General features: G+C 50.8%; 32 protein-coding genes. 10 read left to right on the forward strand and 22 right to left on the reverse strand.

Translation table 11 applies throughout. The annotated features are described in order from the left end of the window. Positions 1-56: 56 nt before the first annotated feature. The 3 genes from ACP15Y_RS08780 to ACP15Y_RS08790 form a co-directional block, all read right to left on the reverse strand. Positions 57-191 (reverse strand): hypothetical protein, encoded by a 135-nt coding sequence (locus ACP15Y_RS08780; protein ID WP_424982686.1) that lies wholly within the window; start codon positions 189-191, stop codon positions 57-59. A gap of 4 nt (positions 192-195) precedes the next feature. Continuing rightward, positions 196-327 (reverse strand): hypothetical protein, encoded by a 132-nt coding sequence (locus ACP15Y_RS08785; protein WP_281275860.1) that lies wholly within the window; start codon positions 325-327, stop codon positions 196-198. Between the two features lie 309 nt (positions 328-636). Continuing rightward, a complete protein-coding gene (locus tag ACP15Y_RS08790) occupies positions 637-1,656 on the reverse strand; it encodes a helix-turn-helix domain-containing protein (RefSeq protein WP_424982687.1) in 1,020 nt (339 codons plus the stop codon). A gap of 89 nt (positions 1,657-1,745) precedes the next feature. Here ACP15Y_RS08790 and ACP15Y_RS08795 point away from each other — a divergent pair, with 89 nt between their 5' ends. Next, positions 1,746-2,162, forward strand: coding sequence for a hypothetical protein (locus ACP15Y_RS08795; RefSeq protein WP_424982688.1), 417 nt, complete (start codon positions 1,746-1,748; stop codon positions 2,160-2,162). 66 nt (positions 2,163-2,228) lie between these two features. Here ACP15Y_RS08795 and ACP15Y_RS08800 read toward each other — a convergent pair whose 3' ends face one another. The 5 genes from ACP15Y_RS08800 to ACP15Y_RS08820 all read right to left on the reverse strand — a co-directional run bounded on the left by ACP15Y_RS08800 (position 2,229) and on the right by ACP15Y_RS08820 (position 6,648). After that, positions 2,229-2,657, reverse strand: a complete 429-nt coding sequence (locus tag ACP15Y_RS08800) for a DUF7282 domain-containing protein (protein ID WP_424982689.1) — start codon at positions 2,655-2,657, stop codon at positions 2,229-2,231. Between the two features lie 89 nt (positions 2,658-2,746). Beyond that, entirely contained in the window at positions 2,747-3,082 is a 336-nt protein-coding gene (locus ACP15Y_RS08805; RefSeq protein WP_424982690.1) for a DMT family transporter, read from the reverse strand. A 14-nt stretch (positions 3,083-3,096) separates the two neighbouring features. Next, on the reverse strand, positions 3,097-4,395 hold the full coding sequence (gene murD, locus ACP15Y_RS08810; protein WP_424982691.1) for a UDP-N-acetylmuramoyl-L-alanine--D-glutamate ligase: 1,299 nt from the start codon (positions 4,393-4,395) through the stop codon (positions 3,097-3,099). Further along, positions 4,385-5,710 (reverse strand): hypothetical protein, encoded by a 1,326-nt coding sequence (locus ACP15Y_RS08815; protein ID WP_424982692.1) that lies wholly within the window; start codon positions 5,708-5,710, stop codon positions 4,385-4,387. Before ACP15Y_RS08815 ends, murD begins: the two co-directional genes overlap by 11 nt. A gap of 44 nt (positions 5,711-5,754) precedes the next feature. Then, a complete protein-coding gene (locus ACP15Y_RS08820; protein WP_424982693.1) occupies positions 5,755-6,648 on the reverse strand; it encodes a metallophosphoesterase family protein in 894 nt (297 codons plus the stop codon). A gap of 120 nt (positions 6,649-6,768) precedes the next feature. On the opposite strand from ACP15Y_RS08820, the gene ACP15Y_RS08825 reads away from it, so the two are divergent. Beyond that, complete coding sequence (locus tag ACP15Y_RS08825) at positions 6,769-7,242, forward strand: NUDIX domain-containing protein (RefSeq protein WP_424982694.1); 474 nt, start codon at positions 6,769-6,771, stop codon at positions 7,240-7,242. A 1-nt stretch (position 7,243) separates the two neighbouring features. Here ACP15Y_RS08825 and ACP15Y_RS08830 read toward each other — a convergent pair whose 3' ends face one another. Next, positions 7,244-8,185 carry a glutathione S-transferase family protein gene (locus ACP15Y_RS08830; RefSeq protein ID WP_424982695.1) on the reverse strand — a complete coding sequence of 314 codons (942 nt, stop codon included), beginning with the start codon at positions 8,183-8,185 and terminating at the stop codon, positions 7,244-7,246. 326 nt (positions 8,186-8,511) lie between these two features. Here ACP15Y_RS08830 and ACP15Y_RS08835 point away from each other — a divergent pair, with 326 nt between their 5' ends. From ACP15Y_RS08835 to ACP15Y_RS08845, 3 genes are read left to right on the forward strand one after another with little or no spacing between them, the layout of a single operon-like run. Further along, complete coding sequence (locus tag ACP15Y_RS08835) at positions 8,512-9,069, forward strand: GNAT family N-acetyltransferase (protein ID WP_424982696.1); 558 nt, start codon at positions 8,512-8,514, stop codon at positions 9,067-9,069. A 24-nt stretch (positions 9,070-9,093) separates the two neighbouring features. Continuing rightward, positions 9,094-9,723: a CoA pyrophosphatase gene (locus tag ACP15Y_RS08840; RefSeq protein ID WP_424982697.1), complete on the forward strand. Its 630-nt coding sequence runs from the start codon at positions 9,094-9,096 to the stop codon at positions 9,721-9,723. After that, positions 9,720-11,003 carry a CCA tRNA nucleotidyltransferase gene (locus tag ACP15Y_RS08845; RefSeq protein ID WP_424982698.1) on the forward strand — a complete coding sequence of 428 codons (1,284 nt, stop codon included), beginning with the start codon at positions 9,720-9,722 and terminating at the stop codon, positions 11,001-11,003. The genes ACP15Y_RS08840 and ACP15Y_RS08845 overlap by 4 nt, the downstream gene beginning before the upstream one ends. Here the strand turns inward: ACP15Y_RS08845 and ACP15Y_RS08850 are convergent. From ACP15Y_RS08850 to ACP15Y_RS08875, 6 genes are all read right to left on the reverse strand, one after another. After that, positions 11,000-11,206 carry a hypothetical protein gene (locus ACP15Y_RS08850; protein WP_424982699.1) on the reverse strand — a complete coding sequence of 69 codons (207 nt, stop codon included), beginning with the start codon at positions 11,204-11,206 and terminating at the stop codon, positions 11,000-11,002. The genes ACP15Y_RS08845 and ACP15Y_RS08850 overlap by 4 nt on opposite strands. Positions 11,207-11,408: 202 nt before the next feature. After that, the gene (locus ACP15Y_RS08855; protein ID WP_424982700.1) at positions 11,409-12,659 is read right to left on the reverse strand and encodes an RNA polymerase sigma factor; all 1,251 of its coding nucleotides are present in this window, start codon (positions 12,657-12,659) and stop codon (positions 11,409-11,411) included. Then, on the reverse strand, positions 12,656-13,006 hold the full coding sequence (locus tag ACP15Y_RS08860) for a YciI family protein (protein ID WP_027835103.1): 351 nt from the start codon (positions 13,004-13,006) through the stop codon (positions 12,656-12,658). Before ACP15Y_RS08860 ends, ACP15Y_RS08855 begins: the two co-directional genes overlap by 4 nt. Before the next feature lie 98 nt (positions 13,007-13,104). Next, positions 13,105-13,992 (reverse strand): oxygen-dependent coproporphyrinogen oxidase, encoded by an 888-nt coding sequence (gene hemF / locus ACP15Y_RS08865; RefSeq protein ID WP_424982701.1) that lies wholly within the window; start codon positions 13,990-13,992, stop codon positions 13,105-13,107. After that, positions 13,989-14,459 carry a tRNA (cytidine(34)-2'-O)-methyltransferase gene (locus ACP15Y_RS08870; protein WP_424982702.1) on the reverse strand — a complete coding sequence of 157 codons (471 nt, stop codon included), beginning with the start codon at positions 14,457-14,459 and terminating at the stop codon, positions 13,989-13,991. The genes hemF and ACP15Y_RS08870 overlap by 4 nt, the downstream gene beginning before the upstream one ends. Continuing rightward, on the reverse strand, positions 14,456-14,974 hold the full coding sequence (locus ACP15Y_RS08875; RefSeq protein WP_424982703.1) for a DinB family protein: 519 nt from the start codon (positions 14,972-14,974) through the stop codon (positions 14,456-14,458). The genes ACP15Y_RS08870 and ACP15Y_RS08875 overlap by 4 nt, the downstream gene beginning before the upstream one ends. A 258-nt stretch (positions 14,975-15,232) precedes the next feature. Here ACP15Y_RS08875 and petA point away from each other — a divergent pair, with 258 nt between their 5' ends. The 5 genes from petA to ACP15Y_RS08900 all read left to right on the forward strand — a co-directional run bounded on the left by petA (position 15,233) and on the right by ACP15Y_RS08900 (position 19,215). Beyond that, positions 15,233-15,757, forward strand: a complete 525-nt coding sequence (gene petA, locus ACP15Y_RS08880) for a ubiquinol-cytochrome c reductase iron-sulfur subunit (RefSeq protein WP_424982704.1) — start codon at positions 15,233-15,235, stop codon at positions 15,755-15,757. Between the two features lie 11 nt (positions 15,758-15,768). Continuing rightward, positions 15,769-17,031: a cytochrome b gene (locus ACP15Y_RS08885; RefSeq protein ID WP_424982705.1), complete on the forward strand. Its 1,263-nt coding sequence runs from the start codon at positions 15,769-15,771 to the stop codon at positions 17,029-17,031. Between the two features lie 8 nt (positions 17,032-17,039). Next, entirely contained in the window at positions 17,040-17,888 is an 849-nt protein-coding gene (locus ACP15Y_RS08890; protein ID WP_424982706.1) for a cytochrome c1, read from the forward strand. A gap of 164 nt (positions 17,889-18,052) precedes the next feature. Continuing rightward, positions 18,053-18,580: an adenine phosphoribosyltransferase gene (locus ACP15Y_RS08895; protein ID WP_424982707.1), complete on the forward strand. Its 528-nt coding sequence runs from the start codon at positions 18,053-18,055 to the stop codon at positions 18,578-18,580. Between the two features lie 2 nt (positions 18,581-18,582). Continuing rightward, complete coding sequence (locus tag ACP15Y_RS08900; RefSeq protein ID WP_424982708.1) at positions 18,583-19,215, forward strand: LysE family translocator; 633 nt, start codon at positions 18,583-18,585, stop codon at positions 19,213-19,215. A gap of 576 nt (positions 19,216-19,791) precedes the next feature. Here the strand turns inward: ACP15Y_RS08900 and ACP15Y_RS08905 are convergent. The 7 genes from ACP15Y_RS08905 to pgeF form a co-directional block, all read right to left on the reverse strand. Next, positions 19,792-20,346: a MaoC family dehydratase gene (locus ACP15Y_RS08905; RefSeq protein ID WP_424982709.1), complete on the reverse strand. Its 555-nt coding sequence runs from the start codon at positions 20,344-20,346 to the stop codon at positions 19,792-19,794. Further along, positions 20,343-20,828, reverse strand: a complete 486-nt coding sequence (locus ACP15Y_RS08910; RefSeq protein ID WP_424982710.1) for a MaoC family dehydratase — start codon at positions 20,826-20,828, stop codon at positions 20,343-20,345. Before ACP15Y_RS08910 ends, ACP15Y_RS08905 begins: the two co-directional genes overlap by 4 nt. A gap of 136 nt (positions 20,829-20,964) precedes the next feature. Then, positions 20,965-22,062, reverse strand: coding sequence for a redox-regulated ATPase YchF (ychF, locus tag ACP15Y_RS08915; RefSeq protein WP_424982711.1), 1,098 nt, complete (start codon positions 22,060-22,062; stop codon positions 20,965-20,967). Position 22,063: 1 nt separating this feature from the next. Further along, the gene (gene pth, locus ACP15Y_RS08920; protein ID WP_424982712.1) at positions 22,064-22,795 is read right to left on the reverse strand and encodes an aminoacyl-tRNA hydrolase; all 732 of its coding nucleotides are present in this window, start codon (positions 22,793-22,795) and stop codon (positions 22,064-22,066) included. Between the two features lie 53 nt (positions 22,796-22,848). Continuing rightward, positions 22,849-23,496 (reverse strand): 50S ribosomal protein L25/general stress protein Ctc, encoded by a 648-nt coding sequence (locus ACP15Y_RS08925; RefSeq protein WP_424982713.1) that lies wholly within the window; start codon positions 23,494-23,496, stop codon positions 22,849-22,851. A gap of 213 nt (positions 23,497-23,709) precedes the next feature. Then, positions 23,710-24,642, reverse strand: a complete 933-nt coding sequence (locus ACP15Y_RS08930) for a ribose-phosphate pyrophosphokinase (RefSeq protein WP_424982714.1) — start codon at positions 24,640-24,642, stop codon at positions 23,710-23,712. Positions 24,643-24,760: 118 nt separating this feature from the next. Beyond that, positions 24,761-25,531: a peptidoglycan editing factor PgeF gene (gene pgeF / locus ACP15Y_RS08935; protein ID WP_424982715.1), complete on the reverse strand. Its 771-nt coding sequence runs from the start codon at positions 25,529-25,531 to the stop codon at positions 24,761-24,763. Positions 25,532-25,543 lie beyond the last annotated feature (12 nt).

Here is a 25,543-nt window from a genome sequence, read left to right on the forward strand (position 1 = left end):
GTCCTTCTGCACTCACGGACATAAAATTCCTCATCTGAGCCTAGCGGGTTCGCACCCTAGCGTATCATGGCATATTGTGGTTCAGATTGACGTTCAAACAGCGCGAGCGGTGTTGAAGCCATCGTGATGAGACCGATCAAAATGGCAGCTGCGAACAATTGCGATGCCAACATTTTGTGGTGTGGTTGCATCGTTCTAATCCGTAATCTGGCTGTTCACGCTTGTTGGATAAGCGGCCTGTGCTTCAGATGTTGAGACCGTAATGTCCAACGCAAAGCCTGCGGATACCAACAGAAAAGCGACTGTTGCTGCGATTAGTGTTTTCATTTTTGCCCCCTGACAAAATTTCAAATTTTGCGCTATTGCCGACGTTTGGCTTTAACGCGTGCTTCCTGTTCTGGGTACAAGGTGAACAAGCCCCAAGAGATCATTGCTGATGTGAATGCCAAAGCAATTGCTTCCATTTTCTCACTCCCAATGCGTTTCGCATGATTGCGAACAATAAGAGTTTAGGAAGCGCGCATTGTTCAATTGCCAATAAACTAGATAAATATTTAGCTAACTGATTAAATGACAATAATTACAGTGCTTTATCTATTTTTTGATCGAGTGCTTTGGTAAAATTTGTGTTTAGATTTACCGATTTCGTGTGGATTCAGCGAAAAGATCGCGCAACAGACTTGGCGAAAGTTGGATCATTTGTCTGAAATCTCGTGCCATATGATGGCGATCTGCATAATTGGCGGCAAATGCCACATCATCCATCTGCACATGACCTGCATGGAGCAGACGCACAGCTTTGCGCAGTCGCACAAATCGGGTCAATCGCCCATAATTCATGTCGAATAGAGCAAGGCGGCGGGAAAGGGTACGCACGGAGGTGCCCATAAGCTGGGCACATATTTCAATATTCAAATGTCCGCCCTGTTGCTGGTCCAGATGTTGGATCAGTTGGCGAAAAAATGGGTTTGCTTGATGATTAAACAGATGATTGAGCTGAAGATATGGACTTGCAGCCTTGACCGACTTCGCGTCAGATTTGCTGGTCGGAAACCGCAATATGATGTCGCTCGTGGGATCGAAGTCCATTTGTGACTGACCAAACTGGGGCGACAGGGTGCGCGAGCGTCCAGCTTTGCTGCACTCTAATATTTCGACTCGTTCGGGCGTAAATCGGCTAAGGGCGTGGGCGGTGACCCCAGTGAGCATGGCGGTGCCAAATCGCGAGAGATTTGCTGGGCGAATGTGGCTGGGGCTTAAGATGATTTCGCCATTTGGCATTGTTTGCACAAAGTCGGGCAAAGATTGCGGTGCGCCAAATCGAATGCTTGCTTGCGCTTGTGCCACTTTTTGCCAGCGTCGCACCAAAGTTTCTACGTTTGGTGCGCTTGAAAAAAGAAGCGATTGGACGTCGAAGCCTGCCATTTGACTGTCGCGCCGGGCGAGATTGAAAACCGCTTGGCCGCCATATTGTTCGTAAAGTTGGTCAAAAATCGCGATAGGTGACGCCGCAAAACTTGCGGTGAGGTCGAAGTGCGCGCGGGCCAGCGCAGCGCCTTGGTGCAGCCATTTATTCCAATAGGCGCTATAGGCTTCGCCCATTGGTTGGTTCACATTTTGTGCTGTGTCGCTTTCTCCCATGAAAAATTTTGGCACGAATATTCACAGCTGACCAGCGGGAATTGCGCCAGAACGTAGTAGTGCACCTCGATGTGCATGAAGTGAAAACTGCTCTGGGAGGAATTATGAGCTTTCATCACACTAAATTGGCAGCGGCATCATTGCTGGTTTTGGCCAGCGCAATTGGTTCGGCGCAGGCCGACGCAGCCAAACTCAATGCATCAGAATTGGAAGCGCTTATGTCTGGCAATTCCATTTGGGGCACCTTTCCTGACGGCGTTACCGAATATAAGCAAAACAACCATCCAGACGGGATTGCCGTTGTGGTGGTGAAGAACGACAAAATCAGAAACATTCCATGGTCAGTTTCGGATGATGAGGGTGTTGGCAAATATTGTGAAGATTGGTCTGCCGAAGGGTGGGGCGAGTTTTGCTATCACGTCACGCGGGCTGATGAGATGATGCCGACCTTTATCAGCATGGACGGCACCGCAAATCAAAACAACTGGGCTGAAGGCTATATTGATTTGAATTTCGACTAGACTTTGCGCACGAAAAAGGCCGCCAAACATAGTGCTTGGCGGCCTTATCATGTTTTTCTCGGTGAGTTATTTTGCAGAAATAACAGCCATCACCAAATCGCCATCCATGCGGATTGGGCCGTCTTCTTTGGCGCCGAGTGTATATTCAAATACGCCCGTTTCCATGCCACCAGCTTCTGAGTGGATCATCAGCATAAGCTTGTCGCCAGACATCACTTCTTCGGTCAAAATGGCGGTCACATCCATGTTCTTGCCTTTTTTGATCGGCGAATAGCCCACAACCGGGCCAGGCTTCATGTCGTCGCCAGTGCGGTGCACCACAAGGTAGCCGTTTTCTCCTGCAACAATTTCAGAAGCGCTCACTGTGCCGCCAGATACATCCTGATCTTCGGCCATCACACCAATTTTGCTGTGACCATCAGCGAAAGCAGTTGATGCCGTAAGCATCAGCGCTGCGGCCGTGGCGGCGGTTAGGATTGTTTTTGAAAATGTCATTATCGTCTCCTTGGTTCCCTCATTGGATAAGGTAGTTACGAGACGCAATTCCGATTTGTTTCAAAAAACAAAATTTCTTTTGAGGCTGTTTAGTGCGCGGCAGAATTGGAGAACAGGTGGATCACCAACACACCGCCCAAAATCATGGCCATGCCAATGAGGGCGGCAATGTCGAGTGCTTGTTTGTAATAAACCCAGCCGATGATGGACACGGCAACAACGCCCACACCAGACCAAATAGCATAGGAAATGCCCAGCGGAATGGTTTTAAGGGACAGGCTTAGATAATAAAAGGCGACGCCATAACCAATGACAACGAGAATTGAAGGTACGGTTTCGGAGAACCCGTTAGCCGCTTTCAATGCCGATGTCGCGATCACTTCGCCGATAATGGCAATGGCCAGATAGATATAGCCTTGGGGCATAAAATCGCCTGATCCTATTTAAAAATCTCATTTGCGAGCTGGATAAAATGATTGCCGCGGGCGATGTAATTTTCATATTGATTGAAGGATGGAGCGGCAGGCGAAAGGATGATGGTGTCGAACCCGTCGCGGCGCTTCAGCCCTTCCATCGCATCTGCCAAGCCTTCTGCAGCAAACACATCAATTTGGTGATCAACTTTGTCCATGGCTGCTTGCATGCGCTCGCCTGTGGTGGGCAAACAGCAAAGGGTGGTCACATTGCTGCTGGCGACGGTGCGGGCCAATTCTTCGTAGTTTTGATCGCGGTCATAACCACCGACCAGCAAGGCAATCTTTTCGTCAGGGTAAGAGGCAATGGCCGCCATGGTCGCTTCTGGTGTGGTGGCGATGGAATCGTCCACGAACAGATGGTCGCCGATTTTGTGCTCTTCCAGCCGATGGGCCGGAGGCGCAAAGGTTTCCAGCCCTTTCAAAATGCCTTCTTCGCTGGCCCCTAAGCCCAAGGCCAATTTGGCCGCGATGATCATATTGTCCGCATTGTGCGGGCCTTTGAGGCGAGATTTGCGCATGGTGGCATGCAACGCGGCCACCAACTCTGCGCTTGGCGCGGCCAGCTCGTGTGCATATTTCGGTAGAGCATCCTGCACCTTTTGGTTCACCGCAGCTTGTGCGCCCAGCGCGTACGCATAGGGCCCTTCGCGGCGCAATAGGTTCAATTTGTCATGGAAATATTGCTGCAGCGAATGATTGTGCCAATGCACATGCTCGGGAAATAGATTGGTGAAGCCTACAAAATCCGGTTGCGCCGTTAAGTCTGCCACCTGGTAAGATGAAAGCTCCATCACGATGATGTCGTGATCATCTAGATCAAGCGGTGCAACGCCAAAATTGCCGCCCAGCCGCGCATCGATTCCGGCGCAAGCGAGCATGGTCTCGGTCAGTTTCACCGTGGTGCTTTTGCCCTTGGTGCCGGTTACAGCCACCAGCTTTGCACCATTGCGCTTAAACTTGTCCCACAAATTGATGTTGGTGGTGATCTCCACCCCAAGCTCTTTTGCGGCCTGAATTTCTGGTTTGTAAATTGACACGCCAGCCGAGCGGATAATGGTGCCAATTTCGCCTTTTTCGCACAGTGTTTCGATTTCACTTGGCGCGATGATGGTGCTATCTGGCAAGAAAATGTCACCCTGATCAGCGGTGACATAGACTTTAACATTGGGGGCAAATTCTGAAAGAAAGTCGCGGGTGGATTTGGCTTCAATGCCAGCGCCATAGAGCAAAACGGCGCGGTCGAAATATTGATCAGCTTGCACGGGCAATCTCGTTCAATTGATATTTTTCTGGCACATTATGCGTGTTCGCATCTTGAAGCAATTCATCCCACGCGCTTTCTAGCGCAGGCGCGCCGTAAAAAGCTTCCAGTTCAGGCTTCAAAACTTTCACAATCGCCGCACTTTGCCATGCGTCTTGATGCGCCAAATGCCAAAGAGATGCAGCAGCTTCCAAGATCTCGCCAACACATTCCCAAGGCTTGTGGCCGGAGAGGCCGGACAGTTCACGAAAAGCATGGAGCTTTGCGTCATCATCAAGCACATTTTTGCCAACAATGTTGGTCAAGCGTTCCGGTGACATGAAGGGCGCCAAGATCAGCGACACAAAATGACATTTTGGACAGTTGGTGCACCAACGTTTGGGGCCATCTTGGTTTTGCTTGAAATTTTCGTTGCAGCTTGAAAAATGCTGATCAAACTTTTCCGTCCGCGCGAACAGCTGGCCGATGCGCACTTCTGAGAAGGGGCGCAGCATGGAAAAGTAGCCCAGTCTTTTGTGGCTGGCTGTGGCAAAGCTTTTGGCAATCAATTGCTCAAAATCGAAGCTTTTCGAATGTTGGTGGTTCACTTCGCGTCCGTCAAATTCCACATTGCCTTCGCTGGCAGACCGTTCATTCGACAGGATGATTTCATTATAGCCATAAAGCGCCGCGATCATTGCGGCGATGGCTGAATTGATCGCGGTGGAGGGCACATGCCCATTGTAATGTCCGGGTTGGTCGTTTAGCTCAAACAAGTTTGCAGCTAAATAGCGGCGCACAAAGATTGGGCTTTGTTCAATTTGATCTGTTGAGGACAGGATTGGCCCTTTCGGGTTCACCGCAAATGGGGTGAACGGAATGTTCGCGCGGGTGAGCAAATCAACCGACACCAAGCTATCCTTACCGCCACCAATCAACACAAGCGATTTTGCGGGCCAGTCTAAATCGTGCGGCGCTTCATATGCTGGGGCAAAATCATATTGGATTTGCCCGAAGCGTTTTAAATCATTGCGCGTGTAAAATTCGCCTAGGCCATTTTCATAAACATCTTTGATCAGCACTTGATCATCTGCGGTCAGATTAAGTGCAGTTAGATCAATTTGCTTTGGCGCTTTCAACTTGAAATAGGAAACGCCTAAAATAGCTGCAGCAAGAGCTAAAAGATGCGCAAAATCATTGCTTTGAGCGCGTTCAAGATCAAAGCCAACGCCAAGCTCCAACCGTTCGGTAAATGCGTGATCGTCCAGCCGATAATGGAAGCGGGCTTCGCCCGTTTCCGCAATAAACTCGGCGGAATCAATGATGAAAATGTCCATGCGCAAAGGATCACCAGAATTATGTTAAAAACAAGTTCAAGACGTTAGGTCAGCACCAGTTCAGAGCGTTTTTCGATCTCATCGCCAAAGCGGTGATAGCCATATTCATGTAACGTGCAGGAAAACTTTTCGTTCAATTTTTCAATTTTATATAAATTATAGCGCGCTGGCGGTTGGCCGGCATTTGGACCCATTGAAGCAGAGGCGATGCCGATCAGCGGAATTTCGCCTTCAGGCCCGGGCAATGATTTGATTTCAGATTTATGCAAATGACCGTGCAAAATAAGGTCTGCACCGTGTTTCTTGATCACGCGCTTAAAACGATGGCGGTTGGTTAGGCCGCGCCGCCAGATGTTCATCACATCATCATGCGGCGGGTGGTGGATCATCACTATGCGGAACAGCCCCATTTCCTTGGTTTTGATCAACAGCTTTTCAAGCAGCTTTTCTTGCCGGCGTGAAAAAGTGCCGTTTGCGAAAAATGGTGGGGTGGCGATCGCGCTGTTGCAGCCAATCAGTGCCACATCATTCACCTGTCGCCAAAAGGGGAAGGGGTGACGCTCGTCCGCTTGCTCGCCTTCCATATATTCATGCCAATAATGCGCCATATAGCTTTTGCCAGACGGCACATAAATATCATGATTGCCCGGGATCAGCATGGCGCGGCTTGGCGGCTCAATGGTTTTTAGCCATTGTTGCCCCAGCGCAAATTCTTGCTCCAGTGACAAATTGATCAGATCGCCGGTAATCGCCAAATGGTCATATTGCTGGGTTTTAAGGTGCGCCATGAGCGATTTAAGCGCGGTGTTTTCAATGGCATGGCCGCGATTAAGCTTCCAGTTTAAATAGCCAGTGATGCGCTTATTGAGTAGTTGCGGCAGGGTGATTTTTTCATGATAGGGCAAATGCACATCAGAAATGTGGGCGATGGTCGTCATAAATTAGTTTGGCTCCCTGCGGTTGCAGGCACTATGGCGAAAGTTGCGGGGTAAAAAAAGGGGCGTTTGCACAAATTTCATTCAATGATGTTTAAAGGTCACGGCGTGAAGGAGGCTTGAATGCAACAAAAATTACTGCCCCGTTGGCGAATGCGCATTTATCTCGCATTGATCGGCATGTGGCGCCGGATGACCTTTGGCGCGCGCATCATGTTGGTCGATGGCGACAAGGTTTTGCTAGTGCGTCAATCCTATGTGCGGGGCTGGCAATTTCCGGGTGGCGGTGTTGAGCCGGGGGAAACTGCGTTAGAAGCTGCCATGCGCGAATGTTTCGAAGAGACAGGCTTTCAAGTCAAAGGTGCCCCCAAATTGCAGGGTGTTTTTCACAATGACAATGGTGGCCTCACCATTCGCGACCATGTTTGTTTTTTTGTCGCCACTGAATTTGATGAAGTTCATGCCTTTACCCCCAATGCAGAGATTGTGGAGTTGGGCTGGTTTCATCATCAGGAATTGCCACAGGAAATGAATGATGGCGCGCGGCGGCGGGTTGGGGAGTTTTTCACCGCCACGACGCCATCAGACAAGTGGTAGGCTAGAAGTTGATTTCAGGCCCTTTTGGCACGATCCGATGTGGATTGATGCTGGTGTGGCTCCAATAATAATGGGTTTTGATGTGGTCCATATTGATGGTGTCTTTCACCTCTGGAACCTCAATCAACTCATGCACCAAGCGCGTGATGTTCGGGTAATCCGCGATCCGCTTGATGTTACACTTAAAGTGGCCGTGATAAACCGGATCAAACCGAACCAAGGTCGTAAATAGCCGCCAATCGGCTTCGGTGATTTGGTCACCTGCCAAATATTTCTGCTTGCCCAATTTGTCTTCCAGCCATTCAAGGCTATCAAACAATTCGGTCACCGCTTCATCATAGGCTTCTTGGGTGGTGGCGAAGCCTGATTTGTAAACGCCGTTATTCACGGTGTGATAAACGCGCTCGTTTACTTCATCAATTTCGCTGTGCAGCGCTTCAGGGTAATAATCGTCATTGTTGCCGGTGATGTCATTAAACGCGCTGTTGAACATGCGGATGATTTCCGCGCTTTCATTTGACACAATGGTTTTGCGCTTTTTGTCCCAAAGCACAGGCACGGTCACGCGGCCTGTATAATCGCTTTTGGCCGCCACATAGACCTGCCACATGGTTTCGGCATTGTTCACCGGGTCAGCACCTTCAGGGATGGTCCAGCCATGTTCATCTGGCATCTTGGCATCCACAACTGTTACATCGATATGATCAGTTAGGTCTTTCAGCTTACGGAAAATCAGGGTGCGGTGCGCCCACGGGCAGGCGAGAGACACATATAGATGGTAGCGGCCGCTCTCCGCTTCGAAGCCGCCTTCGCCGCTTGGCCCGGCGCTGCCATCCTTGGTTACCCAATTGCGGAACGCCGCCGCGCTACGCTTAAATTTGCCGCCATTGCTTTTGGTGTCATACCATTGGGTAGACCATTCGCCATCGATCAAGAGACCCATTTAAAACCCCTATTGTTTGTTCGTCTGAGTGGTAAAATAGGTATAAAGCTTCCGCAACAAACCCTTTTTTGGTGAACAATCAGTTTTGGAACAATTTGGCGAGCTTACAAAATGTGCAATATTTGCGCAAAATGCACATATATATGCTTCATAATGATTAGTTTGATGCATTTTTTGTAAAATATGTCTCGACAATATAGTCAATTCGGTGTTTATGAGAATTATGAAACAGATTTTGACTTTTCTATTGCTGCGACGAGAGCGACGAGTGCTGTAAAGCCCCGTTACCCTTTGTGCTGCCTTAATTTTCGAAAAGATCAAAAATCATGACCCACACTCTATCTGCGTCTCAGCTTTCCCCTCAGCTTGCTCAAAATATGCATCAGTTGGATATTCGTCACGAAACCGTGGCCGATGCAGATTGGGTCGAGCATTTGCATCAAATTTGTTTTGGCCCAGGACGGTTTGCGCGCGCGGCGTTTCGCATTCGCGAGCGGTTTGGTGTGGATGAGAATTTGAGCTTTGTGGCGGAGCATGAAGGTGTTTCTGTTGCAAATGTAAAAATGTCGCCCATCAATCTGTCTGGCATGAATGGCTATTTGCTTGGCCCTTTGGTCACTGATCCGCATCGGCGGCGCATGGGGGCGGGGCGTTTGCTCACATTGCATGTGACTCAAAAGGCGCTTGAGCAGCCCGGATGCAAATTTGTGCTGCTGGTGGGTGATCGGGCTTATTATGAGCCTTTGGGTTTTGAACCCATCTCGCCGCAAAAAATCGATTTTCCTGCGCCAGTGGACCCAATGCGGGTGTTGGCGGTTGTCAAAAGTGCTAAAGTGAAGAAAGGACTCACTGGTCCAATCTCATTTTGGAGCGGTGACAAGTAGGAATTCGATTTCGGAATAGTCTTTATGCAAGACGAAACATTGTTGGCGCAGATCAAGCATCGGCTGTTGGATCAGCCAGATGGCAGCAAAGATATTGGCTGCCACAAGGTTGATGGTGTGCCGCCGCTTCATGCCAAGCGCGATCCAAAACCCTCAGCGGTTTTGATTGGGTTGGTGGAGCGTGGGCCGTTGAGTCATGTGCTTTACATCGAGCGCTCTTCCCATTTGCGGGCCCATGCGGGCCAAATTGCGTTTCCCGGTGGTCGCGTGGAAGAGGGGGATAGGGACCCCGTGATGACCGCGCTGCGCGAGGCTGAGGAAGAGGTCGATCTCAATCAGGACGATGTTGATGTGTTGGGGTTCTTGCCCAACTATTTGTCTGGCACCAACTATCTGATCACACCAGTGGTTGCCACCATCAAGCCGCGCAAGCCTTTTGTGGCCAATCCAGATGAAGTGGCCAGCTTTTTTGAAGTGCCGTTGCCGCATCTAATTCCGGCCAATCATTATTCGAAGATCCGCTTTGTTCGTGGGGATGAAGCGCAGCGGGAAACATGGCGTATCGACTATCAGGATCGTGCCATTTGGGGCATCACCGCGTCGATGACACGCATGTTCCGCGATCTCGTGTTGACCTCAAAGGAAGATGAATGACTGAATTAAATGAGGCACTTGAGCGCGTGAGGCAAGCAAGCTGGCTCAAGCGTCCAGCTGTACGCGCGGCATTTGAATTGCTCGACGGCGATCGAGGTCATGTACGCGCCGTGGGCGGCATTGTGCGCAACACCATTCTGGGTGATCCGGCAAGTGACGTGGATATGGCCAGCATTTTCACGCCTGACGAAGTTTTGGACCGTGCGGCCAAGGCTGGCATTAAAGCCATTCCTACGGGCATTGAGCATGGCACAATCACCTTGGTCTTCGACGATGAAACCATCGAGGTCACCACATTGCGGCAGGATGTGGCCACCAATGGTCGCCATGCGAAAGTGGCTTTTGGCACAGATTGGGAAGAGGATGCGAAGCGGCGCGATTTTACCATGAACGCGCTTTATGTGCTGGCTGATGGCTCGCTTTATGATCCGTTGCACGGAGTGCAGGATTGTCTGGATCGCAATGTGCATTTTATTGGCGACGCCGCCGCGCGGATTGAAGAGGATTATTTGCGCATTTTGCGGTTTTTCCGCTTCTTCGCTTATTACGGATCAGGTCGGCCAGAAGCTGGTGGGCTGAAATCCGCTGCGAAGCTGAAAGATGGCGTGAAGCGCCTTTCGGCGGAACGGGTTTGGGCGGAGTTTAAGAAAATTCTTGCCGCGCCCGATCCATCGCGAGCGCTTTTGTGGATGCGCACCACTGGCATTTTGGCGCTTGTGCTGCCTGAAGGCGAGAAGTGGGGCATGGATGCTATTCACGGCATCGTCGCGGCAGAACAGGAGTTGGAGTGGAAGATTGATCCGCTGTTTCGGCTCATTTCTATCATTCCACCGCAAGCAGATAAGGTGAAGCAGCTCGCGGAACGTTTAAAGCTTTCCAATGACGAAGCAGCGCGATTGCAAAAGTGGGCTATGCAGCCACCTATTGCGCCGGAGACAAGTGCGAAGGACGTTGATAAATCGCTCTATTGGGGCGATCAAACGGCCATTTTGGATCGGATTTGCTTGGACTTGGCTGGATTGCGGCAAAAGCTGAAGCAGGATCAAAATATGGAACTGATGGCCAAAATTGGTGCGCTGCATCAGCATATGGAGCGGGCACAGGCTTGGACATCGCCTGTCTTTCCCCTAGGCGGCAAAGACCTTATTGCGCAGGGGGTGGAGCCCGGTGCTGAGATGGGCAAGATTTTGAACGTGTTGGAGCAGTTTTGGGTGGATGAAGATTTTCAGCCTGATCAAGCAGCCTTGTTGGCAAAAGCCAAGTCTGATGGGTTGATCTAAACAGACTTCAGCGTGCGCTGCGCGGCCTGTTTGATGATCATCGAATTTTGCCCGTAGGTGAAGTTGAACATATTGTTGAAAATCTGGCTGGTCAGCAGCTGATTTGCCTCTAAATCGCGCTGGATATGTTTTGCGCGTGCCTGTCGCCACATCTGGTTGGCTTTATAGAGCGGCACCCGCGTGCCATAGAGTTGAGCTTTCATGGGACATGTCCAAATCGAATATCTGCCCCTATATTATGGTGAATGAAGTGTTAACGACCAGTTTGCGCAGCAGTTCGTCTAAATAGATTTAAGAACACGCACCGGGCCACATCTGACTGTGTTTATACAGCGATATGCGCGAACCTTAGGGCTTTCCCAATTATCCGCTTCTATCCATTAGCAGCTCATTAAAGGCCGGTTTCTAATTGTTATTTTTAAGTGAAGCGGCGAGGGCGTTTTTCTTTTGAAATAAAAACCTCTTTTCAACTTGGTTTTGGCTTAATTTGATTGCGCGGTCATAGTCGAGCTGTGCGTCTTTTTCTTTGCCGCAGCGGGATAAAATTTCGGCTCGTGCCGCGTAAAACGGTTGATAATTGGCCAAATCCGCTTCCAAGCTATTGAGCTGCTCCAATGCTTTATTCAGCCCACCCATATTGGCGAGGGCGACGGATTGATTGAGGTGCACAACTGGGGATGGATCATAGGCGGCAAGCGCTCCATAAAGCGCATATATTTGCTGCCAGTCGGTCTCGGCCCAACTGATTGCCAAGCAATGCAAGGCGCTGATCGCCGCTTGCAGTTGAAAAGGACCAAACTGGCCCTTGGCAAACACCTCCAATAGCTGTGCGTGCGCCTGTTTAATTTCATCGTGGTCCCAAAGGGTGCGATCTTGCTTTTCAAGTGGCACAAATTGACCGTCCCTATCCAATCTAGCAGCACGGCGTGCATGGGTAAGGCGCATCAGGCAGAGCAGCCCTGCGGTTTCTGGATTGGGATCGAGATTGTTTAAAATGGCGCAAAGCCGAATAGCTTCATTTGCTAAATCTTCGCGGGTCAGGCTTTGCCCTTCATAAGCAGTGTAGCTTTCATTAAAAATCAAATAGAGGGTGGTGAGCACACCGGTGCGCCGCGCTTGAATGTCTGCTTGCTCAGGGACTTCATAAGGAATATTGGCGGATTTTATCTTTTGCTTAGCGCGGGTGATGCGCTGCCCGATGGTGGTTTCACTCGCCAGAAAGGCGCGGGCAATCTCGCGTACGCTTAGCCCGCCAAGGGTGCGCAGGGTCAGCGCCACTTGCGCATCCATATTGAGCGCCGGGTGGCAACAGGTGAAGATAAGCCGCAAGCGCTCATCAGGAATGTCTTGTTCCCATTCAGCAATGTCGGGTTGATCGTCGTGCAAATCGGTCAAAATCTGTTGGGTTGTGTCAGCATGGTGGCGCTGCTCTTTGCGGATGCGGTCGATCGCGCGCCGTCGGGCGCTGGTATAAAGCCAGGCGCCGCCATTTTGAGGCGGGCCGCTTTCTGGCCATTGGGCAATGGCTTGCACAATCGCATCTTGCAAGGCGTCTTGCGCCAGCGTAAAATCCTGCGTGACTTTGATCAGCGCCGACAAGATCCGACCCGAATTGGCGCGCACAATCCGGGTCAGTTCAACTTCTATTGGGGTCACTGGTCCCAGATCATCACTGGGCGCACTTCAATGGTGCCATATTTTGCGGTGGGGATTTTGCCTGCCCATTTGATGGCTTCGTCCAAATCCTTGCACTCGAGTAGATAATAGCCGCCCAGTTGCTCCTTGGTTTCGGCAAAGGGACCATCGGTCAGGCTGGCTTTGCCGTCACGCTCGCGAATAGAAGTCGCGGTGCTGGTGGGTTGCAGCGCATCGCCGGCCACCATCACGCCAGCTTTTTTCACTTCCTCAGTATAGGCATAATAGTCCGCCATCATTTTTTCTGGCCCGCCGGGATAGTTTTGTTCTGCCCCATCTGCTGAGTAAATAAGTGCCATAAACTGCATAATTTTTCCTTCCTCATCACGCGCTTGATTGCGCTTATATTATCATGTCGACTGAGCGTTCGCTATTTCGACAGCGGAGGAAAAAAACTTTTAAAAATTTATGGCCACTTCACCGCTGGGGGCATGGAAGAAAGGATGGATTCCACGTTGCCGCCTGTTTTTAGGCCGAAGGTGGTGCCGCGGTCATAGAGCAGATTGAACTCAACATAGCGGCCACGGCGCACCAATTGTTCTTCCCGCTCTTCATCGGTCCACGGCATGTTAAAATTGCGGCGCACCAGTTCGGGATAGATCTTTTTGAATGCCTTGCCCACATCTTGGGTGAACGCAAAATCATCATCCCAACTGCCAGAATTATGGCGATCATAGAAAATGCCGCCAATGCCGCGTGGTTCATTGCGGTGGGGCAGGAAGAAATAATCGTCGCACCATTGCTTATATTTGTCATAGTCCGCACAGGCGTGGGCGTCGCATGCCGCTTTCATGGCAGCGTGGAACTCTTTTGAATCCGGGTCTTCCTGATTTCGACGATCCAATAAGACCGGCGTCAAATCTGCGCCGCCGCCAAACCACCATTCTTCAGTGGCCACCATGCGGGTGTTCATGTGCACAGCGGGTACGTGGGGGTTTTGCAAATGTGCGATCAGCGAAATGCCGCTGGCCCAAAATTTTCGACTATTCTCGGTGCCGGGCATGCCTTTGGCGAAATCTTCGCTAAACTCGCCATGCACGGTGGAAATGTGTACGCCGACTTTTTCAAACACGCGGCCATGCATCATCGACATTTCGCCGCCACCACCGGGCTGGTTGGTGGTTTGGTCGATCCGTTCCCACTTTTTGCGCTCAAAGCGCCCGGCTGGGGCTTTGCGCAAAGGCGCGGCCAGCTCGTCTTCTAGATTTTCAAATTCAAAGCAAATTTCATCGCGCAGCTTCTTAAACCAGGCGCTTGCTTTTTCTTTTTTTTCATCAAGATCAATGCTGGTCATACTAGATCCGCCCATAGGTTTGTTTGTCTTGCTGCCTCGCTTAATACGATTGCCCCCGCAATAGCAACATTAAGCGAGCGGGTATCTTGCCGCATGGGGATGCGCACATTGAGGTCGCTGGCATCGGCCACCTGATCTGGCACGCCAGCGCTTTCGCGCCCCACCATCAAAATATCATCGGATGTGAATTTGGCATCAGCGTGACGCTCCGATGATTTCGTGGTCAAAAGCACAAGGCGTTTTTCTTGCACCTGCCGCCACGCGTTGAATGCCTCAAAACTGTTATGCTCTTTTAGATCGACCCGATCGAGATAATCCATCCCGGCGCGGCGAAATGCTTTTTGTGAAAACAGAAAACCGGTGGGGTGGATAAGGTGCACTTCAATGTTCAAGCACGCGCCCAAGCGCATCAATGTACCGGCATTTTGGGGAATATCTGGCTGATAAAGAGCAAGTGAAATTGTCATAGTAGATTTTCAACATTTGGCATGAATGGAATGTCGGTGTCGGAAGGTTTTTGCCCCAGCCGAGTGAGCATCGCGTGAATCTGGCCGCGATGGTGGGTTTGGTGATTAAACAAATGCGGCACCAAAATCGCCGTTGGGCGAGAAATTTCCTGATTGATGGCCTTCGAAAACCAAGTAATTTCGTTGGGCAGTTTGGCTATATCAAACTCAGTTGCCCATTCAATCGTTTTTTGATCAAGCGCGCGGCGCTCGGCTTTAAACTCCTGCCACGTGCCGCCTTCTGAAAGACTGTCGGTCAAGGTGGTGGTTCTTGGTGGCGAAAAATCACCGAACCGCGAAAGCCAAATTTTGTCGCCCCATAGAATGTGGTTGAAGGTTTTTTCGATCGAGGCGAAAAATGCGCCAAGATCGCGCTGTCGATCTTCTTCACTGACGCTATCAGCGGCGTCGATCAGATTGTTGTTTTGCCATTGATTGTAATGCGCCATCGCGACGATGGGATAATTCAAACTCATTTGGCTACCTTTGTGCTTTGCATCTAAGCTATCCATAGCCCAACTGACGGAAAATGTGCATTTTTTACGGTATAGTGTCGCACTTTCCCCAATGAATATGCTCAAAGGCTGGACAAGCGGCGCAATGAGTGCAAAAAGAACTCGATTTCCGCTTCACTTGGGGTTCAAGTGGGGGCGATTCTGGTATTTGTTGTGCTTTAATGGCGGATATTGGAATTTTTAGGGCGGACCAACGATCTTAGGTAGGGATCAAAGACCTTGGCTACACAAAGCGAAAAAGAACCAAACAGAAGAGATTTTCTCTATGTTGCAACGGGTGCCGTGGGCGCTGTAGGCGCGGCCGCAGTGGCATGGCCCCTCATTGACCAAATGAATCCAGATGCTTCCGTTTTGGCGTTGGCGTCGATCGAGTTTGACCTGTCCTCTGTTGAGGTTGGGCAGTCGGTTACAATCAAATGGCGGGGTTTCCCGGTATTTGTTCGTCACCGGACTGAAACTGAGATCGAAGAAGCGCGCGCCGTTCCTTTGGACGCATTGAAGGATCCTGAAACAGATGCGCAGCGCGTGAAAGAAGGCCATGAAGAATGGCTGATCATGATCGCGAACTGTACGCACCTTGGGTGTGTGCCGGTAGGCGAATCTGGCGAATATGATGGCTGGTTCTGCCCATGCCACGGTTCGCACTATGATACGGCAGGCCGTATTCGTAAGGGTCCAGCACCGAAGAACCTTGTCGTGCCAGAATATGAATTCTTGTCCGACACAGTCGTTCAGATCGGTTAAGGGGGGCATTTATGTCACATAAAAGCACATATGAACCGAAAACCGGTTTTGAAAAATGGATGGATGAGCGTTTGCCCATCATCCGTTTGGGCTATGATTCATTTGTTGATTTTCCATCACCAAAGAATCTGAACTATTTCTGGACCTTTGGTGGCATCTTGGCCATCTTCTTGGTCATTCAGATTTTGACAGGCGTGATCCTTGCGATGCACTACACACCGCATGCTGATCTTGCTTTCAACTCTGTTGAGCATATCCGTCGCGATGTGAACTGGGGACGTCTCATTCAGGCGGCACACGCCAATGGCGCATCCTTCTTCTTCCTCGCTGTTTATATCCACATTTTCCGTGGCCTTTATTATGGTTCATATAAAGCCCCACGCGAAGTGCTATGGATTTTGGGCGTTGTGATCTTCTTGTTGATGATGGCAACAGCCTTCATGGGTTACGTTCTACCTTGGGGCCAAATGAGCTTCTGGGCAGCGACTGTGATCACCAACTTCTTCTCAGCCATTCCTTTGGTTGGCGAGAGCTTGATGGTGTTCTTGCGCGGCGCCTTTGCGGTAGATAACGCGACATTGAACCGCTTCTTCTCACTCCACTATTTGCTGCCATTTATGATTGCTGGTGTTGTTGGCCTGCACATCTGGGCATTGCACGTGCCGGGCAACAACAACCCGACTGGCGTGGAAGTGAAAACAAAAGCGGATACCGTGCCGTTCCACCCTTATTTGACCATGAAAGATCTGTTCGCGATCGTAGTGTTCATGATCCCATTTGCATGGTTCGTTTTCTTCGCACCAGACATTTTGGGCCACCCAGACAACTACATCCCGGCTGATCCGCAAGTCACGCCACCGCACATTGTGCCTGAATGGTACTTCTTGCCATTCTACGCGATCTTGCGTGCGATCGACTTCAACATCGGTCCGATCGACAGTAAACTTGGCGGCGTTATCGCGATGTTTGGTTCGATTGCAATTTGGTTCGTGGTGCCTTGGTTGGACCGTTCGAAAGTGCGCTCAGGTGCCTTCCGTCCGATGTTTAAATGGTTCTACTGGATCTGGATTGTGAACTTCATTGGGTTGACTTACCTCGGTGCGCAACCAGCTGAAGGCGTATATGTGATCTTGTCTAAAACAGCGACATTCTATTATTTCGCTTACTTCTTGATCATTCTGCCTTTCTTGCCTCGGGTTGAAACCACATTGCCATTGCCTGCAAGCATTTCTGAAAGCGTGTTGGCAAAACACAAAACAGAAGCTGCAGAATAGGAGTTGAGATGATGAAAAAACTGAATTCACTCATCGGTGCAGCTCTGATCGCTGCTTCTGGTTTGGTCGCTGGCGGCGCTTATGCCGCTGGTGGGGGCGAACATCACGGCCCTGAAGCCAAGCTGATTGATTGGACTTTTGGCGGTGTATTCGGCACTTACGATAAAGCGCAATTGCAGCGCGGTTTCCAAGTGTTCCAAGAAGTATGTTCATCTTGTCACGGCGCGGAGCTTTTCAGCTTCCGTATGTTGAGCAAAGAAGGTGGTACTGAATATTCTGAGGAGCAAGTTAAAGCACTTGCTGCCAGCTACACTATTCAGGATCCTGAGCATATTGATGGCGAACGTTCCGGTGTGCCTGCTGACAAATGGCCAAGCCCATTTGAAACTGTGCAAGATGCGAAAGATGCCAATGGCGGCGTGATGCCTCCTGATTTCTCAGTGTTGGCGAAAGCACGTAACGTACCGCAAAAGTTCCCGAACTGGATTGGCAACTATTTCACTGCCTACCAAGAGGGCGGTGCTGACTATATCTACAATCTTTTGGTTGGCTACAATGAGGCGCCAGAAGGCGTAGAAGTTGGTCCAGGCACTTATTGGAACGATCATTTCCATGGTACTGGCGGTACTTTGGCCATGGCGCAGCCGATCTATGACGAAATGGTTGACTATGAAGGTGCAGCACCTGAAACAGTTGATCAATACGCCAAAGACGTTGCAGCCTTCATGATGTGGCTGGCAGAGCCAGACATGACTTCACGTAAAGCTCTCGGCTTTAACGTTATCATGTTCTTGTTCCTGTTCGCTGGCATGATGTACATGGTGAAGCGTAAGCTTTGGAGCAAAGTGGATCACTAGGTCCAACCTTGCATATTGAATTTAAGAGCCCGGCCTTTTGGTCGGGCTTTTTATTGTTTGTTCAAAAAATTGGTTTCAAGGTGGTATTGCGCCAGACAGCCTGTTAGAAAAGCTATCGGTCAGTTTGAAATTGAATGAGCTAAACCGAAAAAGGCGCTAGCATTATGGACCTGAAAACCCTTATCCGCACCATTCCAGATTACCCAAAAGCTGGGGTGCAGTTTCGCGATATCACCTCTTTGATTGAGCACCCGGAAGGTTTCCGCGAGAGCATCAAACAGCTCGCTGCTCCTTTCCGCGAAAAGGGCATCACCCATGTTGCGGGCATTGAGGCGCGTGGTTTTATCTTTGGTGCTGGCTTGGCTATTGAACTGGGTGTAGGCTTCGTGCCGATCCGCAAGGCTGGCAAACTGCCGGGTGAGACCATCGGTCAAAATTATGCATTGGAATATGGTGTGGACACCATTGAAATGCATGCTGGCGCGGTGAAGGAAGGCGACAAGGTGTTGCTGGTAGATGATCTGGTGGCCACCGGTGGCACGGCCATCGCCGCGATCTCGCTGATCCGTAGGTCGGGCGCCGTGCTGGAAGATGCGGCCTTTGTGATCGATTTGCCTGATCTGGGCGGGGCCGAGAAAATTCGCGCACAAAACATCAATACGCATTTCTTGATTGAATTTGAAGGCGACTGATCTTGCAAGAGATCATTGACCACCTGCCGCAACTTTTGTTGGCGCTTGGCGTGTTTGTGCTGGCCAGCGGCAGTCCCGGTCCGGCAACCCTTTCGGTTTGCCAAACATCCGCGTCTCTGGGGCGCAAAGCAGGTTTTGCGCGTGCCAGTGGCATCATTGTGGGGTCGTTCTTTTGGGGTGTACTTGCTGCCGCTGGTTTGGTGGCCGCATTGCAGCAGGTCGCGCATCTTTTGTTTGTGCTCAAGCTTGTGGGTGGGTTCTATCTCTTATATCTCGCCTATAAGTCATTTTTGAGCTTTAGAACGCCGATAGAGGGCGAAATGGCTGCGCCTCGCCGCCAATCCCTCTCAAGCTTGTTCGTTGGCGGTATTGCCCTGCATTTGACCAATCCTAAAGCGGTGTTTGCGTGGGGCGCGGTGATCACCATGGGCATGTGGCCCAATGCGCCTTGGTGGACCAGTTTTCTCATTTTTGCGATGGCGGGCACCTGTTCAATGACGCTCAACTACAGCTATGCCTATTTGTTTTCCACCCCACATGCGGTGCGGGTCTATCAACGCACCAAGCGCGGTATTGATGGGCTTATGGCCATTGTTTTTGGCGCTGCTGGGCTGAAACTCATTACTTCGCCTTGATGGGACCCTGCGCGAATGTTCCGCGCAGGGCAGGTCTTATTTCCTCAATAAATCATTCAAGCTTTTCGGTAGCTTCTTGGCCGCCGGTTTGGGCAGATGTCCTTTTGGGCCTTTGCCTGCAAATGGCGGTTGATTATTGGAGAAATTAAGGGCGTTTTTCGGTGCCTTGCCCCCTTTGGGGTTGGCGTGTGTAAAGGGCGCTTTCATGCACTATTCCTTCCATCAGATCGCGCGGCTGTTGGCCTGCGCGGGTCGGTAAATTTGTTGATTGCTGATGAATTGTCGGAATTAAAATCATGTCGCTCTCCATGAGTGAAAATATAGGTGTTCGGTGCGCTGAAATGAGCGCAACCTTCTAATGTAAATTGGAAAAATAAGACGCGTGGACTCGAGGAAAGTCGTCCATTGATCATTCAGATTTTCGTCGTGTCCATATGTTCGCATCGCGCTTTAAAGCAAGCACTCAGGCGCAAAAACATTGGTCGCGTCGGAAAATCTTAGCAGATCATTTTAGGCGTCACCTCATGGTTGGATAGGGCGAAGATGCATAATCTTCGCCCTTCCGTCAAGAGGCGGTTATTTGCGGCGGATCATTTTGCCGAGTATTGGCATCGCAGCCATCGCCATGCCAAGGCGTAGGCGCAAGCCGGGTTTGAAATTGCGTAGTTTCGAGAAGCTGGCGATTTCCGAGCGGTAAACCAGTTCATTTTCCTGGTTGTATGCCTCGATGATGTTGAGCAAAACTCCCCATCCCGGCAATGAATTGGATTTGCGTTTGGTTTGCACAGTGATTTTAAAGCGGATTTCGTCGCCGGGGCGTACTGGCGCTTTAAACTGCATTTTGTTGACGCCGGGCGAGGGACCAGAAACGCCTGGTTCTTCCCCATTGGCCCGCATCATATCGTCGTGGGTATAGAGATAGTCGACCATGATTTTATGGCCGATAGAAACCGTGTGCCAACCAGAAGCAACCAGCCCGCCGAATGGGCCGTCCTTCGCCGCTTCCGGATCAGTGTGGAAATATTGCGGATCATAGATCTTGGCGAATTTGATGATCTCTTCTTCGCTAAAGGTATGGCTGCCCAGTTCCCAGCGTGTGCCGGGAACGATATCTTCAAACCAAAGGGTCATGCGTTTTCTCCCTCTATGGTTTCTTCCGGGTGCCGCACGGCAACAAGATTGGCCAGGCTCATGGTCATCACTTGCTGGTTCTTTTGGTTGCGCATATCGAAATCAAGCACCATCACAGCTTTTTCAGGGTGTGATTGGGAGCGACGTAGCGAAGCGATGGTGACTTTTCCGGTTAGTGTATCACCCATCATGAGTGGCTTTTTCCATTTGAGATTTTCAAAACCAAGGCCGCCCATGGAAGCAATTTTGCCTAAGAACTCGTCGACCAGCATCCGCAAAGTTAAGCCCGCCGTTTGCCAGCCAGATGAGGCGAGGCCGCCCAGCAGCGACTTTTTCGCGACTTCCTCGTCCAAATGAAAAGGCAGCGGGTCAAATTCTTTGGCAAAGTTGATGATTTCATCTTTGGTGATGGTATGCTGCCCAAGCTGGATTATAGTGCCTTCTTCAAGGTCTTCGAAATGCAGGCGATCTTTTAGCTTCATCAAAGTCACATTTGTGTGTTTGGTTAAGTTGACGCGATGGTACATCAATTTACGATAACGGCAACCCGAAAATATCAAAATACCCCGAGTGAAAAGATCACCCGGGGCGCAAATCGTCGCACGCTGTGAAACTGCCCTAGGTGTTGAATTTGAACAGCATGATATCGCCGTCCTTCACCACATATTCTTTGCCTTCGTCGCGGGCTTTGCCTGCCTCTTTGGCCGCGGCTTCACCGCCGAGGGCAATAAAGTCTTCATAGGCGATGGTTTGAGCGCGAATAAAGCCACGTTCAAAGTCGGTGTGGATCACACCGGCCGCTTGTGGGGCCTTGGTGCCTTCGGTGATGGTCCACGCGCGGGCTTCCTTCGGGCCTACAGTGAAGTAGGTTTGAAGGTTCAGCAGCTTGTATCCTTCGCGAATAATGCGGTTTAGCCCCGGTTCTTCCAGTCCCAGGCTTTCCAAAAACTCTGCCTGTTCCTCATCATCCAACTGGCTGAGCTGAGATTCGATCTCGGCAGAAATGATGACCATGCGCGCATTTTGTGCTTTGGCATATTCCTCAACCTTTTTGGTGAGTTCATTGCCTTCAGCCGCTGAATCTTCATCCACATTGCAGATATAAAGCGCGGGCTTCGAGGTGAGCAGGTTCAGCTCTTTAAACGCTTTTTTCTCATCGTCGCTGATTTCTACGTGGCGCGCAGGTTTGCCGTCGCGCAAAACGTCGAGCGCACGATTGATCAGCTCAATCGTTGCTTTGGCGTCCTTATCTTGGCCGCGCAGTTTTTTCTCCAAGTTTGGAATGCGCTTTTCAAGGCTTTCCATGTCGGCAAGCATCAATTCGGTTTCCACCACTTCCGCATCAGTCAGCGGATCGATCCTGCCGGAAACGTGCACAATATCGTCATTTTCAAAGCACCGCAGCACATAGGCGATGGCGTCGACTTCGCGGATATTGGCCAAAAACTGGTTGCCCAAACCTTCGCCCTGCGCTGCACCTTTTACCAGGCCTGCAATGTCCACAAAGCTCAGACGCGTTGGGATGATTTCTGCAGATTTGCCGATGGCGGCGATTTTGTCCAAGCGTTCGTCTGGCACGCTAACTTCGCCCACATTGGGTTCAATGGTGCAGAAAGGGAAGTTGGCCGCTTGTGCCGCTGCTGTGCGAGTAAGGGCGTTGAAAAGTGTGGATTTACCTACGTTGGGCAGGCCCACAATGCCGCATTTGAAACCCATCTTAATTCTCTCCTTTGCCGAACAGCTTTTTCAGCATGTCAGCCATGGGGCCCTTTTCGGGCACATTTGGTTTTTTGCTTTGCCGCGCTTGGCGAATATGGCTTTGCCCTTTGGGCTTGGCTGCTTCGGCCTTTGGCTCTTTAGCCGGTTCGGCGCTTTGGTTGGCTTGTGCCGCCAGCGCCAATTTGTTCATCAGGTTTGGGCCGTCGCCTTTGGCAAGGCAATCTGCATTGCGGCCAAACTCATCCAGCAAAGCGTCCAGCCATTCTTGATGGTCGGCCTTGGCGAAGTCACCCAGCACATAAGCGTGTACGCGATCTTTATGGCCCGGGTGGCCGATGCCGATGCGCACGCGATTGAAATCTTTGCCCAAATGGCTTTCGATTGACCGAATGCCGTTATGGCCGCCATTGCCGCCGCCCTTTTTCACCCGCACCTTGCCCGGTGCCAAATCCAGCTCGTCATAGAGCACAAAAATGTCTTCAGGGCTAAGTTTATAAAAGCTCATGGCGGCGATGACGCTGTCGCCAGATTTGTTCATAAAGGTTTGGGGCAGCAATAGCCCAACCTTTTGCCCATCAATCACGCTCTCGGTGAACAGGCCATTGAACTTTTTCTTAAAAGGGGGGGAATGGTGTCGGCTTGCGATCTCTTCCACAGCCATAAAACCGACATTGTGGCGGTTTTTGGCGTATTTATTTCCGGGATTTCCGAGACCGACAATTAAGCGCATAAAACTACCAATAAAGAGGTGAGGCGACAGGATGCCGCCTCACATCAAAAGTCTTATTCGTCGTCGCTTTTGACTTCAGTGGCTGGCACTTCGTCTGGTGCAACGACTTCTGCGTCATCTTCATTTTCCTCAGATTTGAGGGCAGAAGGTGCCGCAATTGTCGCAATGGTGAAGTCACGATCAGTGATGACCGGGGTAACACCTTTTGGCAACGCAACTGTTGAGATGTGCAAGCTGTCGCCAACTTCAGCAGACCCGAGGTCGATTTCCAAGAATTCTGGAATGCTGTCTGCAGGGCAGCTCAATTCAACAGTGTGGCGCACAACGTTCAATACACCGCCGCGTTTCAAGCCTGGGCTCGTTTCTTCATTGGTAAAGTGTACTGGAACTTCAACGTTCAAGACGGAAGATTTAGACACACGCAAGAAGTCGATATGCACCAAGAAATCACGAACTGGTTCAAGCTGATAATCACGAGGAATAACGCGGTGGTTTTCGCCGTCCACGTCAACTGTGATCACTTGAGACAGAAAACCGCCCATTTGGATGCGTTTCATCGCATCTTTGTAGGTTACTGTGATTGATAGCGGGGATTTGTTGTCACCGTAAATAACGGCAGGAACTTGGCCTTCACGACGCAGTGCACGAGAGGCCCCCTTGCCAACCCGGTCCCGCACCTTAGCCTTAAGCTCAGCGCTCATGGATATTCTCCAAAAAGTTTGATGCATCAGAACCCCATGTTCTGAATGCACGCCGACGTCCTCCAGGGGTGCACGCGGCGTTTCAAGGCCCGGTGTATACTGGGTTTATCGCATTTGGGCAATGGGGTAGGGCGAAGAATCTTCGCGCAAATGGGCAAAAAAGAAGGGGCGCAGTGATTGCGCCCCTAAAATCAGCAAATCGCTTGAATTTTCTTAGTCGAAAAGCGACGAAACAGATTGCTCAGAAGCGGTGCGGGCAATTGCCTCGCCCATCAATTCAGCCACTGAGAAACGGCGAATATTTTTGGTGGCCCGCTCTTCGTCAGTTTCCAAAATGGAATCGGAGATCACAAGCTCTTTCAGTTTGGATTTACCCACGCGTTCACAAGCTGTGCCAGATAGAACGCCATGCGTGATGTAAGCTGAAACTTCCTTCGCGCCTTTTTCCAACAGCGCTTCCGCCGCGTTGCACAGGGTGCCGCCGCTGTCCACAATGTCGTCGATCATGATGCAAGAATGGCCTTCAACATCGCCGATCACGTTCATCACTTCAGACACACCAGCTTTTGGCCGACGTTTATCAACGATCGCCAAAGGTGCGCCAATGCGACGAGCCACGTTCCGCGCCCGCACAACGCCGCCCACATCAGGGGAAACAACCATGACCTTTTCCGTGTCATAGTGTTTTTTGATGTCGCGTACCATCACAGGTGCTGAAGTTAGGTTGTCTGTTGGGAGATCGAAGAAACCTTGGATTTGGTTGGCGTGCAAGTCGAGTGTCAAAACCCGGTTGGCGCCTGCTTCAGTGATCAAGTTTGAAACCAGTTTGGCGGAAATCGGTGTCCGCGGTGCTGATTTCCGGTCTTGCCGCGCATAGCCGAAATACGGCAATACAGCGGTGATGCGCCGTGCGGAGGAGCGTCGCAACGCGTCCATCACAATCAGCAATTCCATCAAATTGTCATTTGCGGGATAGGAAGTAGATTGGATGACGAAAACATCCTCCCCCCGCACATTTTCGTTGACTTCAACAAAGATTTCTTTGTCAGCGAATTTGGTGACCACACAATCGGTTAAAGGCGTCTCTAAATATTCGGAGACTGCCTTGGCCAGCGGAAGGTTGGAGTTCCCTGTTACCAGTTTCATTTGCCCATGCCCTTTGAGATAATTCTGATCCACGCCCGTTACACAACTTTGCTTATCCCCCTTTGGCGATGGGTTCAACACAGTCGAAAGTTGAATCGTGCGTTTTGCTTAATTTTTGTCACAAAATTGCAATGGCAGAGAGTTGGCGTCCGGTTTTTGTGCTCATATGGGTGGCCTTACGGTGGGAGAAGTAGGCCTCATTGTTCGCATATGTGCAAATGTCCAGATGTGCGGCTGTGTGCAGGTGGGCCGATTCGAGCTGATGCATGATGGTGCCGGGCAGATCAAAGTGTGGTTTCACCGCGCCGGGCGGGTAGGGAAAGTGTCCTTCAAGCTCCGGCCAATCTTTCAGCACAGTTTGCTTGAATTCATCGCCCACCTCATAGTTTTCCGGGTGGATGCAGGGGCCGAGCACAGCGTGGATTTTGTGGCGGTTGGCGCCCAATTCTTCCATCGCGTCTAGCGTGCGGTGCACAATGCCGCCCACAGCGCCTTTCCAGCCCGCATGGCAAGCGCCGATCACCTTGTTGTCAGGGTCGCAGAACAGCACCGGTCCGCAGTCCGCTGTTTGAATGCCGATGGCGGTGCCGGGCACATTGCTGACGATGCCATCCGCAACCGGACGATTGGTCCAATCGGCGTCGCCATCGAAATTCACGACATCGATGGAATGGACTTGTTTCAGCAGGCCGAAGCGGGTGGGTTCAACATTCAGTTCCTTGGCGATGATTTCTAGGTTTTGCGTCACGTTCTCGGCGCTATCGCCTTGCATGACGGAGACGTTTAGGCTGTCGAACGGTGCGGGTGACACGCCGCCCGCACGGCCGAAAAAGCCATGGGAAATGCCATCGAAACTTAAATGGTCTGCTTCAAGCGCAAATTTGGTCATCAGCCTGCCTCA

The sequence above is a fragment of the Maritalea sp. S77 genome, from assembly GCF_049801075.1.
Classification (GTDB): Bacteria; Pseudomonadota; Alphaproteobacteria; order Rhizobiales; family Devosiaceae; genus Maritalea.

Bases quoted from the DNA above. Each gene is read 5' to 3' on its own strand.
- ACP15Y_RS08780 (WP_424982686.1), bottom strand. From the start codon at position 191: ATGCAACCACACCACAAAATGTTGGCATCGCAATTGTTCGCAGCTGCC.
- ACP15Y_RS08785 (WP_281275860.1), bottom strand. From the start codon at position 327: ATGAAAACACTAATCGCAGCAACAGTCGCTTTTCTGTTGGTATCCGCA.
- ACP15Y_RS08795 (WP_424982688.1), top strand. From the start codon at position 1,746: ATGAGCTTTCATCACACTAAATTGGCAGCGGCATCATTGCTGGTTTTG.
- ACP15Y_RS08800 (WP_424982689.1), bottom strand. From the start codon at position 2,657: ATGACATTTTCAAAAACAATCCTAACCGCCGCCACGGCCGCAGCGCTG.
- ACP15Y_RS08805 (WP_424982690.1), bottom strand. From the start codon at position 3,082: ATGCCCCAAGGCTATATCTATCTGGCCATTGCCATTATCGGCGAAGTG.
- ACP15Y_RS08815 (WP_424982692.1), bottom strand. From the start codon at position 5,710: ATGGACATTTTCATCATTGATTCCGCCGAGTTTATTGCGGAAACGGGC.
- ACP15Y_RS08820 (WP_424982693.1), bottom strand. From the start codon at position 6,648: ATGACGACCATCGCCCACATTTCTGATGTGCATTTGCCCTATCATGAA.
- ACP15Y_RS08825 (WP_424982694.1), top strand. From the start codon at position 6,769: ATGCAACAAAAATTACTGCCCCGTTGGCGAATGCGCATTTATCTCGCA.
- ACP15Y_RS08830 (WP_424982695.1), bottom strand. From the start codon at position 8,185: ATGGGTCTCTTGATCGATGGCGAATGGTCTACCCAATGGTATGACACC.
- ACP15Y_RS08835 (WP_424982696.1), top strand. From the start codon at position 8,512: ATGACCCACACTCTATCTGCGTCTCAGCTTTCCCCTCAGCTTGCTCAA.
- ACP15Y_RS08840 (WP_424982697.1), top strand. From the start codon at position 9,094: ATGCAAGACGAAACATTGTTGGCGCAGATCAAGCATCGGCTGTTGGAT.
- ACP15Y_RS08845 (WP_424982698.1), top strand. From the start codon at position 9,720: ATGACTGAATTAAATGAGGCACTTGAGCGCGTGAGGCAAGCAAGCTGG.
- ACP15Y_RS08850 (WP_424982699.1), bottom strand. From the start codon at position 11,206: ATGAAAGCTCAACTCTATGGCACGCGGGTGCCGCTCTATAAAGCCAAC.
- ACP15Y_RS08860 (WP_027835103.1), bottom strand. From the start codon at position 13,006: ATGCAGTTTATGGCACTTATTTACTCAGCAGATGGGGCAGAACAAAAC.
- hemF (WP_424982701.1), bottom strand. From the start codon at position 13,992: ATGACCAGCATTGATCTTGATGAAAAAAAAGAAAAAGCAAGCGCCTGG.
- ACP15Y_RS08870 (WP_424982702.1), bottom strand. From the start codon at position 14,459: ATGACAATTTCACTTGCTCTTTATCAGCCAGATATTCCCCAAAATGCC.
- ACP15Y_RS08875 (WP_424982703.1), bottom strand. From the start codon at position 14,974: ATGAGTTTGAATTATCCCATCGTCGCGATGGCGCATTACAATCAATGG.
- ACP15Y_RS08885 (WP_424982705.1), top strand. From the start codon at position 15,769: ATGTCACATAAAAGCACATATGAACCGAAAACCGGTTTTGAAAAATGG.
- ACP15Y_RS08890 (WP_424982706.1), top strand. From the start codon at position 17,040: ATGATGAAAAAACTGAATTCACTCATCGGTGCAGCTCTGATCGCTGCT.
- ACP15Y_RS08895 (WP_424982707.1), top strand. From the start codon at position 18,053: ATGGACCTGAAAACCCTTATCCGCACCATTCCAGATTACCCAAAAGCT.
- ACP15Y_RS08905 (WP_424982709.1), bottom strand. From the start codon at position 20,346: ATGACCCTTTGGTTTGAAGATATCGTTCCCGGCACACGCTGGGAACTG.
- ACP15Y_RS08910 (WP_424982710.1), bottom strand. From the start codon at position 20,828: ATGAAGCTAAAAGATCGCCTGCATTTCGAAGACCTTGAAGAAGGCACT.
- ychF (WP_424982711.1), bottom strand. From the start codon at position 22,062: ATGGGTTTCAAATGCGGCATTGTGGGCCTGCCCAACGTAGGTAAATCC.
- pth (WP_424982712.1), bottom strand. From the start codon at position 22,795: ATGCGCTTAATTGTCGGTCTCGGAAATCCCGGAAATAAATACGCCAAA.
- ACP15Y_RS08925 (WP_424982713.1), bottom strand. From the start codon at position 23,496: ATGAGCGCTGAGCTTAAGGCTAAGGTGCGGGACCGGGTTGGCAAGGGG.
- ACP15Y_RS08930 (WP_424982714.1), bottom strand. From the start codon at position 24,642: ATGAAACTGGTAACAGGGAACTCCAACCTTCCGCTGGCCAAGGCAGTC.
- pgeF (WP_424982715.1), bottom strand. From the start codon at position 25,531: ATGACCAAATTTGCGCTTGAAGCAGACCATTTAAGTTTCGATGGCATT.